At 49.9% G+C, this 14,252-nt stretch carries 9 protein-coding genes; 3 read left to right on the plus strand and 6 right to left on the minus strand.

The window, feature by feature from the left end:
* Positions 1 to 674: 674 nt before the first annotated feature.
* Complete coding sequence (locus C233_RS0103570; protein WP_018666043.1) at positions 675 to 1,961, minus strand: Fic family protein; 1,287 nt, start codon at positions 1,959 to 1,961, stop codon at positions 675 to 677.
* A 486-nt stretch (positions 1,962 to 2,447) separates the two neighbouring features.
* On the opposite strand from C233_RS0103570, the gene crcB reads away from it, so the two are divergent.
* The 3 genes from crcB to eno are packed head-to-tail and all read left to right on the plus strand — an operon-like array spanning position 2,448 to position 4,844.
* Positions 2,448 to 2,825, plus strand: a complete 378-nt coding sequence (gene crcB / locus C233_RS0103575) for a fluoride efflux transporter CrcB (protein ID WP_018666044.1) — start codon at positions 2,448 to 2,450, stop codon at positions 2,823 to 2,825.
* An 11-nt stretch (positions 2,826 to 2,836) separates the two neighbouring features.
* The gene (locus tag C233_RS0103580) at positions 2,837 to 3,505 is read left to right on the plus strand and encodes a pentapeptide repeat-containing protein (RefSeq protein ID WP_025068806.1); all 669 of its coding nucleotides are present in this window, start codon (positions 2,837 to 2,839) and stop codon (positions 3,503 to 3,505) included.
* Positions 3,506 to 3,563: 58 nt separating this feature from the next.
* Positions 3,564 to 4,844 carry a phosphopyruvate hydratase gene (eno, locus tag C233_RS0103585; RefSeq protein WP_018666046.1) on the plus strand — a complete coding sequence of 427 codons (1,281 nt, stop codon included), beginning with the start codon at positions 3,564 to 3,566 and terminating at the stop codon, positions 4,842 to 4,844.
* Between the two features lie 117 nt (positions 4,845 to 4,961).
* Here eno and bglX read toward each other — a convergent pair whose 3' ends face one another.
* The 5 genes from bglX to C233_RS22250 all read right to left on the minus strand — a co-directional run bounded on the left by bglX (position 4,962) and on the right by C233_RS22250 (position 14,172).
* Positions 4,962 to 7,214, minus strand: coding sequence for a beta-glucosidase BglX (gene bglX / locus C233_RS0103590; protein WP_018666047.1), 2,253 nt, complete (start codon positions 7,212 to 7,214; stop codon positions 4,962 to 4,964).
* Between the two features lie 39 nt (positions 7,215 to 7,253).
* Positions 7,254 to 8,534, minus strand: coding sequence for a glycoside hydrolase 5 family protein (locus tag C233_RS0103595; protein ID WP_018666048.1), 1,281 nt, complete (start codon positions 8,532 to 8,534; stop codon positions 7,254 to 7,256).
* A 63-nt stretch (positions 8,535 to 8,597) separates the two neighbouring features.
* Complete coding sequence (locus tag C233_RS0103600) at positions 8,598 to 9,440, minus strand: glycoside hydrolase family 16 protein (RefSeq protein WP_018666049.1); 843 nt, start codon at positions 9,438 to 9,440, stop codon at positions 8,598 to 8,600.
* A gap of 5 nt (positions 9,441 to 9,445) precedes the next feature.
* Positions 9,446 to 11,122 carry a RagB/SusD family nutrient uptake outer membrane protein gene (locus C233_RS0103605; RefSeq protein ID WP_025068807.1) on the minus strand — a complete coding sequence of 559 codons (1,677 nt, stop codon included), beginning with the start codon at positions 11,120 to 11,122 and terminating at the stop codon, positions 9,446 to 9,448.
* 20 nt (positions 11,123 to 11,142) lie between these two features.
* A complete protein-coding gene (locus C233_RS22250) occupies positions 11,143 to 14,172 on the minus strand; it encodes a SusC/RagA family TonB-linked outer membrane protein (RefSeq protein WP_244149051.1) in 3,030 nt (1,009 codons plus the stop codon).
* Positions 14,173 to 14,252: the final 80 nt, after the last annotated feature.

Raw genomic sequence — 14,252 nt, forward strand, 5'->3', positions numbered from 1 at the left:
GGCCGAAGCCTTTTTTCTCCCCTTCAAGAAACAGAAGCTTATCGCGAGGCCTCAACGAACAGGCATCCGTTTCCTTGAATTCGATGTTGCAAAGTTAGGGCGGGAAATAAGGGAATACAAGAAAACGGCATCTACAGCTACATTCGTTAAAACACTAAATGACAGCACATTATAAAACAGGTATCTCTACAACAGGAAAAGGATTGGCTGCCGGTAAAAAGAGAAAGAGAATGCAATCTCTACAACCATAAGGGATAAAGTGCTAATTATCAGTATCTATATTTTGAGGAAACTCTACAATGCAGATTTAAATACCCAAAGAGCCTTCACCACTATGCAAATAATGATGAAGGCCTCTTTTTACTATTTACACATTATTACTTACCCAACGATTTAAACATCTTGTCGACAAACCATGGGATTTAAGCTTGAGAATTTTTCAACACCCGAACCGTCCTTGACTATCAGTATCGTATCACCATTCATTTGCGAGCTATTAGTATAGCCGACCAACCCACTCGCACCAAGCACTTTATATACCCCACTGGGCAAGTCCTCACTTTCTTGAAGTGTAGAATTATGGCACTCTAAACATTGAGAGATAACAGTATTCGGCTTCCTTTTGGTTGTCAGCGAGATTATAAGCCCTTTAATTTATGAATGTGTCTAATCACTCAATTCATCCTTAAATACGAGCAATATTTGGCAAGTAGGTTTTCTAATGAGAGGTCGCCATTCTCAAACCGTTTTGCGTCCAAAGGCAAAATTCTTTCGCGTACATGTGTCTTACCCTTGTAGAGAGCTTTAATATATTTACTACCGTTTTCCTCTTCAACACTGATTTCAGAAAAAAAGGCAGTGATATCCTCCGGGTCATATATAATAGAATAGCTCGGACGTTTAGCACCGGGAATATCCTCTCGAAGAATGTCTTTTTCTACAAGGTCTTGAATATCCCGTATGGCTGTGTCTTTGGAACACTTAGCCAATGTTGCCCAAGTCTTGGAAGTTATTTTAGCCTCATAACCGTCAAGGAACAGATTCAGTATATCTGTCTGCCTTTGGCTTAGTGGAATGAACGAAACTTTTTGCCAAAAGAAACTTTTATTCAATATAGTGCTGACGATATTTTCCGCTTCGTCAAGTGCAACAGACAGCGTATTGGCGTACCAACATATCCATTCAGTGATATCACTATCGCCATGTTGAGCCTTTTCCAAAATATCGTAATAGTGATTTTTATCCTTATTTATCTGCGAGGAAATATTGTAAAATCGGAACTCGCTCTTGTCGGCGCGTGCCAACAGCATATCAGAAAGTATGCGTGCCAATCGTCCGTTACCATCTTCAAATGGATGAATACTAACAAACCAGAAATGTGCAATAGCCGACCGAATAACTGAATTTACATTTTCCTTACTATTAAACCAATCAAGGAACTGTGTCATTTCCTCATCCACACGTTCCGGTACAGGAGCAATATAATGGATTTTCTCGCGACCGAACATCCCGGAAATTATATGTTCCTCGCTTGTACGATACCTACCGGCCTCAATCTGCGAACCCTCGCTGAAACCAGTCGGGAAGAATGCTGCTTGCCATGCACAAATTTTCTCCTTCGTCAACGTCTGGTCGTAATGATTTACTGCATCAAGCATAATCGCCACAACAGAATCTACATAATGTGACGGTGCTGCCTGTTTTATATTTTCAATACCCAATTTTCGAGCTATGGATGAGCGTACTTCGTCTACATTCAGGCGTATGCCTTCAATTTCTGACGAATAAACAATATCATACGTCAAGTTCTCTGTCATCGCTTTTAACTTGCTATCAAAACCAAGCGAAGCAAGTCTGCCATACAACAAGCCTTGTTTACGATTTACTTCTTCAAGAAGCGCTGTCAGTTCAAGAGCGTTCCAACGGAATGCAGTCCAATTGTCTCTTTCGTGTATATACATACTTAGAATATGTTTGATGCGTCATTAAATTATAAATAACGCCGCAATATTTGCGATAAAATTAATCATTTATTGTCGTATTACCAAACAGAATAACGTAATGTCGCAAAAAGTGCAATGATTTAAGGCACAAAGCGTCTGATTGTCACGACTCATATCCAGTATTGATACACATTAAGGATTGTTCATTTGTAGTGTCTGTAATTGAAGAGCAAAAATCCCTATTCCACCCAAAAACTCTCCCCCTACCCTACCCGTTTACTAAAACCTACCCGACGATTTAGTAAATCTCGAAGGAAGATTTAGTAAAACGTTGCCGGAGATTTAGTAAATCGTTCTTTGCCCCGTACAGCCTATCCGAAGCAAGGTTTTAACGGCCGCATCAATGCGAGCAGATTATTTACATCGAAAATACTCCCGGCGAGATTGGTAAAAATTCCTTCGCCTTCACTACCTTTGTAGCCTGAAACATATCCCGGACACTCTATGACTAAGATACTGATAGCCGTATTTCTCGGTGGCGGCACGGGCAGCGTGCTGCGCTATTGCGTACAAATGGCACTCCACGAACGGATAGTACCCTATTCCTTTCCGTGGGCAACATTCGCCGTCAACATTGCCGGCAGTTTCCTGATAGGATTGTTCTATGCCTTGTCCGCCCGCTTCAACCTGTCTACGGAAATACGGATGCTGCTTACTACCGGGCTGTGCGGCGGCTTCACCACGTTTTCCACATTCTCCAACGACGGATTGGTGCTGATAAAGCAAGGATTTTACGGACTGTTCGCCGCATATACCCTGCTGAGCATCCTGTTGGGAATTGCGGCGGCATTGGGCGGCAACATATTAGGACGAACTTTTTAAAACAAACAGCCATGAAATCACACAAACCTTTCAGTATGCCACCGGTACGGGTCGTAGCTCCCCGTCTGGAAACCCAGACCGAAAGCCTTAAATCGCTAAAGGAATGGTTCGGGACGGAAGAAACCGTCAGAGGACAGTATTTCCGGAAACGGAGGGAAGAGACGATAGACTGTGCTTACAAAAGCATCACCGATTGTACGTTCAGTCATGTACAGTTTGCCGGATGCAAGCTGAAAGCGACCCACCTGACGGATGTACGTTTCGAATATTGCGACTTATCCAACATATCGTTTGCGGAAAGCTCCCTTTTCAGGGTAGAATTCATTTCCTGCAAACTGGTGGGAACCAACCTGCCCGAGGCTGTATTGAACCATTGCAGAATGCAGGATTGCAGCGCAAGGTATCTCAATCTCTCCATGAGTAAAATCAACCAGGCGGAATTCGCCGCCTGCGACCTGCGCAACAGCGATTTCAGCGGTTGCAAGCTGACCTCCGTCGGTTTTGCCGGTTGCGAACTCATCGAAGCGGAGTTTTCTCACACTCCTTTAAGAGGCATCGATTTGAGCGACGCACATATCGGGGGCATCCGCGTCAACCTGCCCGATATACGGGGAGCCATTGTCAATACCGGGCAGGCTATGGAGTTGACGAGCCTGCTGGGACTTGTAATCAAAGACTGACAGCCGAACAATTTTCTATTCTCACTTGTTGTAACCTCATACTAAAAACGAAATTAAGATGAAAATAGAAAAGATTATCGGACGTGAAATTCTCGATTCGAGAGGAAACCCTACCGTAGAAGTGGATGTAATATTGGAGTCGGGCATCATGGGACGTGCCTCCGTACCTTCCGGCGCCTCTACCGGCGAACACGAAGCGTTGGAGTTGCGCGACGGCGACAAGAAACGCTATGGCGGCAAAGGGGTACTGAAAGCCGTGGAGAACATCAATAGCATAATCGCCCCCAAGCTAATCGGCATGTCGGCGCTCGAACAAATGAGCATCGACCATACCATGCTGGCGCTGGACGGCACAAAGACCAAATCCAATCTGGGCGCCAACGCCATTCTGGGCGTTTCGCTTGCCGTAGCCAAAGCGGCGGCAGCCTATCTCGACATCCCCCTGTACCGCTACATCGGCGGTACGAATACGTACGTAATGCCCGTACCGATGATGAATATCATCAACGGAGGTTCGCACAGCGACGCCCCCATTGCTTTCCAGGAGTTTATGATACGCCCGGTAGGGGCGGCTTCTTTCCGCGAAGGCCTGCGCATGGGCGCCGAGGTGTTCCATGCCTTGAAGAAGGTGCTGCACGACCGCGGTCTCAGCACTGCCGTGGGCGACGAAGGCGGTTTCGCTCCCGCCCTTGAAGGTACGGAAGATGCCTTGAACTCAATCATTGCCGCCATTAAAGCTGCCGGTTACGAACCGGGCAAGGATATAATGATTGCCATGGACTGCGCCTCTTCCGAGTTCTACCGTGACGGCATTTACGATTACAGCAAGTTCGAAGGCGAGAAAGGCAAGAAACGTACGGCCGACGAGCAGATAGATTATCTGGAAGAATTGGTAGATAAATATCCTATCGACTCCATTGAGGACGGAATGAGCGAGAACGACTGGGAGGGCTGGAAGAAGCTGACCGCCCGCATCGGCAACCGCTGCCAACTGGTGGGTGACGACCTGTTCGTGACCAACGTGGACTTCCTTGCCATGGGTATCGAAAAAGGGTGTGCAAACTCTATCCTGATTAAGGTAAACCAGATAGGCTCTTTGACAGAAACGCTGAATGCTATCGAAATGGCGCACCGCCACGGCTATACCACCGTTACCTCGCACCGTTCTGGCGAAACGGAGGACGCCACCATTGCGGACATTGCCGTGGCTACCAACAGCGGGCAAATCAAGACCGGCTCGCTGAGCCGCTCAGACCGCATGGCGAAGTACAACCAGTTGTTGCGCATCGAAGAAGAACTGGGCAACAACGCTGTTTACGGCTACAAAAAGATAAGATAGGCGAACCGGAAAGCCGGCAATAAGCAATGCCGGTAAGATATAAGGAAGGGGCGGACGTACCGGAAATACATTCTCGATACGCCCGCCCCTTTTCTTTTCAGTTCCGCACCGGCGAAATCACTCTATCACCTCGAAGGGGATTTCTTCTCCCGACTGGCTGTCGGGGGCTACCCAAAGGGCAAAATCGCCCGGCTCCACCACCTTCTCCATATCGATGTTCCAAAAAGCGAGTTCGCTTACGGGCAACTCGAAAGTAATGCTTCTCTTTTCGCCCGGTTTCAGGGTAACGCGGGTGAAACGTTTCAGCTCTTTTACCGGACGGGTAACGGAACCCACCTTGTCCTGCACGTACAGTTGGGCGACCTCCGTGCCTTCGTATTTGCCGGTATTCTCCAAGTCGAAAGTAACGGTCAGCACATCGTCTTTCCTCAACTCTTTGGAGGACAGCCTTACATTGCCGTACCTAAAAGTCGTGTACGACAATCCGTAGCCGAACGGATACAAAGGCTCGAATCCGGCATCCAGATAGAAAGAGGTACAGCCCAAAGAGGTTTGCCCGGCTTCGACGGCGATGTCATCCAACAGTACTTCATTCTTCGTGGCAGGACGTCCCGTATTATTATGTGCATAGTAGACGGGGATTTGCCCGGTCATCCTCGGGAAGGTCATGGGAGTTTTGCCGCTCGGCACGGATATTCCCCAAAGCAGGTCGGCTATCGCCGGTCCGCCCATTGTTCCCGGGTGGAACGAATAGAGAACGGAGGAGGCAAGCTCCGCCTCTTTCTCAATGGTCAGCGGACGGCCTGCCATAACAATCATGACCACAGGTTTGCCGGTGCGTGCCAATGCGGCAATCAACTCGGACTGCGCCCCCTGGAGATTCAAATCGGCCAGGCAATGAGCCTCGCCGGAAAGAATGGATTCTTCGCCGACAAAGGCAAGAATCACATCGGCACGCGAAGCCGCCGATGCGGCCTTAGCTATGCCTGCCGTGTTCTTATCGCGGCTGAATGCCAGCCCCGGTTCGTAAATGATTTGTACTTTATCGCCGACTAGGTTCTTTATGGCATTCAGAGGGGTGATGACTCTCGATTTATCGCCGTCGAACACCCATGTGCCCATTTGTTCATACGGGGCGTTTGCCAGCGGACCTACGACAGCCACCGACTTCACAGAAGGCTGTAAAGGCAGTACCTCGCGGTCGTTCTTCAAAAGAATGGCAGATTCGACCGCCGCCTGCCTGGCAGCCTCCAAGTGGGAAGGGGCATAGAGGATGTCTGTTTTCTTTTCGTCCGTATAAGGATTGTCGAACAGCCCCAAACGATATTTGACACGCAGGATATTACGTACCGCCTCATCGACGACGGCTTCCTTTACCTTACCCTCCCAGACCAGTGCCGGCAGTTCTTTAACGAACGTATAGCTGACCATTTCCATATCCACTCCGGCATTGACGGCTTTCATGGCGGCTTCTTTCGAATCGGTGGCAAAACCGTGGCCTACCATTTCGTTGGCAGAAGCCCAGTCGGTGACAACCAGCCCGTCGAATCCCCACTCGCCGCGGAGCACATCTTTCAGGATGAATTTGTTTCCGGTGGACGGAACGCCGTCATTGTCGTTGAAGGAGGTCATAAATGTTGCCGCACCCGCCTTTGCCGCCATTTCGAAAGGCGGAAGGTACACATTGCGCAAGCGGCGTTCGGGGATAAAGGTGGAGTTGTAGTCGCGTCCGCCCTCTACCGCGCCGTAGCCCACGAAATGTTTGGGGCAGGCTGCTATCGAAGTAGGGCTGTTCAATGAATCGCCCTGAAAACCTCTCACCATAGCTGCTCCCATAACGGATGTCAGGTAGGTGTCTTCTCCGCATCCCTCGGCTATACGCCCCCAACGTGGGTCGCGCGCCACATCAATCATTGGGGCGAATGTCCAGCGGATGCCTACCGACGATGCTTCTATCGCCGCCACCCTTGCACCTGCCTCTGCCACCTGGGGGTCGAAAGAGGCAGCCTGTCCCAAAGGAATGGGAAAAATCGTTTTAAAGCCATGAATCACATCGCGCGCCATAAGCAGGGGGATGCCCAGGCGGGATTCTTCTATCGCCACACGCTGCAAGGCGTTGATACGTACAGGGTCTACCTCGTTCAATATGGAGCCGACCTCGCCTTTCTTTATCAGCCCGCTTATATCTTCGATATTTCCATAGGAGGATACCTGGTTCATCTGCCCCAGCTTTTCTTCCAGGGTCATTCGGGACAAGAGGTTTTCTATCTTCTTATCCATTGCCGCCTCTTTCTTATCGACTGCTACCTGCGTACACGAGACGAAAGGGAGCAACAGCATACAAAGCGGGAAAAATTTCACTGTTTTCATTCTATATCATTTAATTATTTGAAATGGGATACTGTCGATTTACTTAATTACTTGAAACGGAACATTTGCCGTAGATACGAATCCCGTATTATCCAGCACATATACATAGACACGGTATTCGCCAGGCGTTTCCAGCACGGCAGTATAGGCTTCCGTATCCGTAACCGACACTTCGCCGGCTCTATCAGGACGTGGTTCGAAAGAACCGCCCGTGCCCACAGTCGTCGCTTCTTCAAGGATTTCCCATACATAGGTCAGGGTATCGCCTTCTTTATCGGCTGCATCCACCCGTACCCGGAAAGGGACGCCTGCCCGAACGCGTACACTCCCGACGGCCTGCTTGCCGTCGACCGTCATTTGCCGGACAACAGGAGCTGTCGCGGTAAGTTCCCTGCCGCCCCAAACTCTCTGCATCGCTTCTACCATAGGCGTTTTCTCTCCCTTCAAAGGGAGTTGCGCCACGTTATCTTCCACAAACATGCTGAACCAGGTGGGGGTACGTTCTTCTTTCTGTCCCCAAAGAAAGACAAAAGAACCCAGACAACGGCGGTTGGTAAGGATATATTTCGTATAGCGCTCCTCGTATATCTTCCTTTTTTCTTCGCCGGTCTGTTCCACAGGGGCTCCCCAGTCCGTGACAGCGGTTTCCCACCACCCGGCAGGCCCCCATTCCGTAACCATGAAAGCGCCTTTATAGGCGGAGGCATCTACCGCCTTCCGTACATCCTGCATCGGTCCGTACACATTGATGCCTACATAGTCCAGCGACGGTGCATACTTGGCAATGGAATCCAAGGCGGGCGGGTTGTAAGATATTACGGTCGCTACCAAATGGCGCTTGTCTATCGACTTTATCAGTTGTGCCAGCTCCTCTACGAACTTCCATGCCACTCCGATACCGGCATTGCCCAATTCAATCTCATTCCCGATGCCCCAGGCAAGCAGGTTCGTGTCGTTCCGGAATGTTTCCGCCAATGTCCGGACTTCTTCGCGCAGCTTGTCCTTATAAGCCTCGTCGTAATATCGTGCGGAATCTTTCGTCAGGGCGATGCCTTGCATTACGTACATGCCGTTGCCGGCAGCTTGCGCCAGGTCTTTCTTTATTGTTCCGATGTCTCCTCCCCAAGTCCTGAAGGCATTGGCGCCATTACGACAGGCTACATCCAGCCGGTAGGTTCCGCCTACTCCCTTTATGTAAGTTTCCCTGCCGTCGATGTAAAGCTTGAAGCCGCCGTTGTCTTGCCTTATCTCTATTCCGGAGGAAGAACAGCCGCAGCACAGCATATAAAGGAAGCAGTTCAGTATTAAAAGTTTTCTCATTACCGTTTATTTTTAAGGACATTCCGGAATTTCGCAATCTGTTCCGGAATGTCCTTGCTATTGTTATTTTTTTTGATAAACACGTACGTAATCTATCTGGAACATAGCCGGATAGCAGGTATCGTCCACTCCTTTTTTCCCTCCGAACATACCGCCTACAGCTTGGTTGAGTATGATATGGAAAGGGGCGTCGAAAGGCCAGGTTTCCTTATCGCGCTTTTCGTCGTTCCGGAACCGGAAGTGTAAAGTGCCGTCGATGTATCCTTTGATGTCCGTTTCGGTCCACTCCAACCCGTATATATGAAAATCGTCCTGTACATTCCCGATAAGGTTGATTGCGGTTTTCTGCGTTCCGGCAATGTGGTTGTACTTCCCGGTATGGACAGATATATGGATAGAGTCGGGATGACTGCCGGCATGTTCCATAATGTCTATCTCGCCGCACGAAGGCCATTCCCCGGAATTGTCCGGAAGCATCCAGAAAGCCGGCCATGTGCCCCGCCCTTCGGGGAGTTTCATACGGGCTTCGAAATAGCCGTACTTCCAACCCCGAACGGTATTCATGCGCGCCGACAAGTATGTATGGCCTTCCACCGCCTCCTGAGGTATCCGGACGGCTATATTCAACAGGCCGTCTTTCAAAAAGGCCGTCGTATCCGTTCCGGACACTGCCGGTACATAATATTGGAGTTCTCCATTTCCCCAGCCTCCGCCACCGGTTTCGTACTTCCAGTCCGAAATACAGGGCAACGAAGGGGATGCCGACTCGAATTCATCATTCCAAACCAGCTCGTATCCCCCGGGCACGAAGGCACTGCCGGTACTTTTTACCGAACCGGCATGCTCCGTGCAAGAGCCGATGAGAAGAGCCGACAGGAGTGGCAAAACCAACTGTTTGGCATTCATGGTTATCAGTCGGCTAACAGGGGATTCTTCTGCTGTTCCGAGAGGGGAATGGGCAGGTAGTAATGCTCGCCCGTGAATACGCGGTCTTCGACTTTGGATACTTCGTACTTCAAGGTTACATTGTTATCGTAGATGTTCATCCCCATAATAGGCTCTGCCAGGACAGCCCCGTCTTTCCAGCGGCGCAAATCATAGAAACGGTGTTCTTCCAGCAAAAGCTCGATACGGCGCTCGTTCTTAATTCTCTCGCGCATCGCTGTCTTGGACATGCCGGCCGGAAGCCCGGGTTGGCCGGAACGGCTGCGTACTTCGTCGATTGCTTTATACACGCTTTCGTCGGGAGCCGCCATGGATTCATTCTTGGCTTCCGCATAGTTCAGCAAGATTTCTGCATAGCGGAAATAAGGCCAGTTGTTGCTTTGCGCATAGCCGCCGTACAGGTTGGTGGACGGGTCGAGCTCTTCCATGAACTTCTTCGGCCCGTATCCGCAGCGCGCCTTGCCGATTTTCGGTTTGCACAATCCGTCCTTGGAGTCGTCTACCGTATTGTCTACCATGGACATCGTATGGGTTTCCCAGGTGGAACCGTTGTAGATGATGCTTTGATAGAAACGGGCGTCTCTGCTCTGGTAGGGGTCTTGGGCATTATACAATGTATTGCCGGCATCGCCAATCATTTTTCCGTCGGTGGTTTCATAAGCGTCCACCAGGTTCTGCGTAGGATACAGTCCGTTCCATGAGCCGGCATCTTCCGAATCCAGGCTCCACATCATATGGATGTTATGGGGTGCTTCGGGTAAAGCGAAGCGGCGTTCGAAGATTATCTCTTTGTTGGCTTCCGTCTTGTCGAATTCCATATCGCGGTAAGGAGTAGTTCCCGCTTTATAAAGCTCGTACACATGCAAGTCCATTACATCCTGCGCAGCGGCTGCGGCTTCCGCCCACTTCTGGGCATTGTCCTCGCTGTTCAAAGGGCTTGCCAGGTACAGCAACGCACGGGATTTAAGCGCCAGGAAAGCTCCTTTGGTGGCATGCCCTACCTCGTCTCCGGAGGTTGTTGCGGGCAGGTTCTTTGCATACAGGTCGCACTCTTCTTTTATGAAGGTTACGATATCTTCGAAGGAGGACGGGGCTACCTTCAGCTCGTCTTCCAACTGCTGTGCCCGGGTCAGCAAAGGGGCTTTGCCGAACGTACGCGCCAGCTCGAAATGGCAGAAGGCTCTCAGGAAGCGTGCTTCCGCATCGAGTTTCGCTTTCCCGGCAGCGGACAATACGTTCTCGGCAACCGTCGGTATGCGTTCTATGATGATATTGCACTTGCGGATGACTTTATACTCCTGCTTCCAGATTTCCTCTACAAAAGGACAGCTTTGCGCCGTAATGGCGTCCTTATTGAGCTGTGTGTAGATAGGCGAATCGGCTACGCTGGCAAAATCGTCCGTACCTGCATCCAGGTTTCCCGCCCACGACATAGACCAGTCCTGTTCATAACCCGCCGTACATCTGTTGAATCCGCACAGCATCGTGCCGTACGTGTTGGCTACAAACTGGTTTATCAGCTTGCTGTCTTCCCAAAGGGCTTCGTCGGAAATAAACGTGGTGGGGTTAATGTCCAACATATCAGAGCATCCTGATGTCATGGCCACCAGCAATGTCAATACTAAATTTCTATACTTTTTCATAATCGTATCGTTCTTTAAAATTAAAATTGAAGGGTAAGGCCTACATTGAATGCTTTCATTTGCGGGTAAGTCCAACCTTCCTGCTGGGTATTTTCAGGGTCTATCTGGGGCACGCTGGAGATTGTGAACAGGTTCTGTGCATTCGCGTAAACGCGCAACCCGGTTATGGATGCCTGCTTCAACCATTTCGAGGGGAATGTATATCCTATCTCGATATTCTTCAAACGCAGGTAGGAGGCATCGTAAAGATAGATCTGTACGGCGCTGATGTCTGTTGTGGGGAAGTTGTGGGTAGACTCTGCCAGACGCGGATACCTGGCGTTGATGTTCTGCTCCGTCCAGCTTTCGCTGACCCATAGCTGGGGAAGGTTGCCCTGATTGAAGAACGGTTGGATGATGCCGCCTTTCAGATAGACTTGCGCCCGTGCCGCTCCCTGGAACAGGAAGCTGAAATCGAAGTTTTTCCAGTTCAAAGAGCCGTTTATGCCATAGATGATTTCGGGAATATTGCCGTTGCCCAGGTAGGTCATATCATTGGAATCGACCACATGGTTACCGTCCACATCCACGTATTTGATGTCGCCGGGCTTGGTTTCGTAACCTACGCCCGCTACTTCCTGCTTTGCATATGCGTCGATTTCCGCTTGCGACTTGAAGATGCCGTCTGTCTTGTATCCGTAATAGCCGTCGATAGGTCTGCCTGTTTTGCGCATGTACTCGGATGTGCCGGCGGCCTCAGCCATTTCTACGATTTCATTTCTTGCAAATGTAAAATTGCCTCCCAATGAGAAATCTACCTGGTGTATTCTCTGGTGATAGTTAAGAGACAAATCGACTCCTTTGTTTTTTACTTCACCGATATTCTCGAGCGGCAATATGCCTCCGAAAGAGGAAGGAATTTCGTCGCCGCGCTGTGCCAAGATGTCGGTTCTTTTCTCCATGAAGAAATCAACGGTCATGTTCAGGCGGTCGAAGAGGGTCGCATCTACCGCAATATTGGTTTTAGTGGACTTTTCCCAGGTGGCCAGCGCATTGGCAATGGCGCCGGGAACCATGCCCTTGGTCATCAGTTCGCCGAAAACATAGTCGCCCAAATTGTTGATGAATCCGTTGCTTGCCGCTTTTCCCTCGTATAAATCGAAACGGCTGTAGAACGGGAAGGATACACCGCCCGTATTGTCATTGCCCAATGTTCCGTATGAAGCTCTTACTTTAAGGAAGTTGACGGTGTGTTTCAGGTTTTCGAAGAACTTTTCTTCCGAAAGTACCCAGCCCAAAGAGGCCGACATGAATGTACCCCACCTCATGGAGGGAGCGAAATTCTCGGAACCGTCACGGCGTACATTGAACTCTACCAGGTACTTCTGTGCATAGTTGTAGTTGATACGCCCCATGTAGCTGGCACGGGCTGTCTTGCTGTCGTAGGCGCTCAATGTCTGGTTGGCGGTGTTTCCGGCATTCATCTGGTCCAGAATTTCCGAGTCATAGGAAATTCTTCTCATGTCCGACCGGTCGAGGTAGCCTTTCCGCGCCAAAGCCATTGCCATTGCCGTGATATTGTGATTGCCGAAGGAGCGGTTATAATTGAGCTGCAACTGATACTCCTGGTATTCGTCGCTGTTCTGAGTCAAGCCCAAACTTGCGCTCGAGCGCGGTTTCAGCACATACTCGCCCTCTGCATCTTTCGAATAGACGTAAGGAGAGACATTCCAGTCTTTTTGCTTATATATGTTCTTGCTGAAAGACATCGTACCTTTTACGGACAGGCCGGAGGTGATGAAGTCCAGTTTCTGGTCCAGTTCCGCACGGGCATCCACCACGAATGTATTGCCTTTGCTGTAACTCCCTCCCGGTTGGTTGGAGGCTACGATATTAGGGTGCGTGGCATCGGGTACGGCAAACGTTCCGTCCTGATAGCGGCACAGCAATACCGGAGTGTTACGGACAAGCTGCTGGAAAATACCCTGGCTGGCTCCTACGTTCAATGTTTTTTCGACCCTGCCGGAGATGTCCACGCCCAAACGGGTGGTTTTCGTAATATCGGCATCGATGTTGCTACGCAGGTTATAGCGTTTGTAGTCCAAATCTTCCCAAAGCCCGCCTTGGCTCAGGAAGCCGGCACTGATATAATAGCGTACCTTGTCCGTACCGCCCGATACCGAGAGGTTGTGCTGGTGCTGGATAGCGCGTTGGGAAAGCATTTCCTTATACCAGTCGGTATTAGGATAGTTCTCGGGGTCTGTTCCGTCCTTGAACTTGGCAACCTCGGCCGAGGTGTAGATTTCTTTTCCCATATACTGGTTGTACAAACGGGCATAATCGTACGAACCGGCAAACTCGGGTAGTTTGGTAGGCGACTGTATAGATACGTTTCCCGAATACTTGATGCTCGTTTTCGCCTGCGTTCCCCGCTTCGTAGTGATAACGATTACGCCATTAGCACCGCGCATACCGAAGATAGCGGCGGAAGCGGCATCTTTCAATACGTTGATAGATTCGATGTCGTTAGGGTCCATACGGGCAAAGTCGGCGGACGTACGCTCTATGCCGTCGATGATGAAGGCCGGGCTTGTTTCGCCTTTAAAAGTGGCGATACCGCGGATATACAGCTTCGCATCGTCGGCTCCGGGTTCGCCCGTAGCCTGTTTCGAAATCAGTCCCGGCATCTGTCCTACCAGGGCATTGGTGGAGTTCGCCGACTTCGATTTCAGCAGTTCGTCGCTTTTTATGGACGCCACCGCTCCGGTCAGGTTGGCTTTCTTTTGAACACCGTAGCCTACAACGATTACCTCATCCAGGGATTCGGTATCTTCCTCGAGGACAATTTTCATTATCTTCTGCCCCTTCACCACAATATCCTGCGGCTTGAAGCCTATATAGGAAATGAAGAGGGTGGAGTTGGCAGGAACCGATAAGGTAAAATCGCCGTCTATATCGGTGATTGTGCCGAGGGAGGCATTGCCTTTCACTACCACATTTACTCCAGGTAAGGGTTCGTTGTCCGAACCGCTCACCACCGTACCTTTTACCTGTATATTTTGCGCATACACAGAAGCTAAGGTAAAGCTCAACAGAAATAAGACTAATAACAACTTTTTTCATAAGTTTTACTAAATTAAGATTAACAATT

It is taken from the genome of Bacteroides gallinarum DSM 18171 = JCM 13658, from assembly GCF_000374365.1.
Lineage (GTDB): Bacteria > Bacteroidota > Bacteroidia > Bacteroidales > Bacteroidaceae > Bacteroides > Bacteroides gallinarum.

Excerpts from the sequence above, each read along its gene's own strand:
- C233_RS0103570 (WP_018666043.1), bottom strand. The coding sequence starts at position 1,961 with ATGTATATACACGAAAGAGACAATTGGACTGCATTCCGTTGGAACGCT.
- crcB (WP_018666044.1), top strand. The coding sequence starts at position 2,448 with ATGACTAAGATACTGATAGCCGTATTTCTCGGTGGCGGCACGGGCAGC.
- C233_RS0103580 (WP_025068806.1), top strand. The coding sequence starts at position 2,837 with ATGAAATCACACAAACCTTTCAGTATGCCACCGGTACGGGTCGTAGCT.
- eno (WP_018666046.1), top strand. The coding sequence starts at position 3,564 with ATGAAAATAGAAAAGATTATCGGACGTGAAATTCTCGATTCGAGAGGA.
- bglX (WP_018666047.1), bottom strand. The coding sequence starts at position 7,214 with ATGAAAACAGTGAAATTTTTCCCGCTTTGTATGCTGTTGCTCCCTTTC.
- C233_RS0103595 (WP_018666048.1), bottom strand. The coding sequence starts at position 8,534 with ATGAGAAAACTTTTAATACTGAACTGCTTCCTTTATATGCTGTGCTGC.
- C233_RS0103600 (WP_018666049.1), bottom strand. The coding sequence starts at position 9,440 with ATGAATGCCAAACAGTTGGTTTTGCCACTCCTGTCGGCTCTTCTCATC.
- C233_RS0103605 (WP_025068807.1), bottom strand. The coding sequence starts at position 11,122 with ATGAAAAAGTATAGAAATTTAGTATTGACATTGCTGGTGGCCATGACA.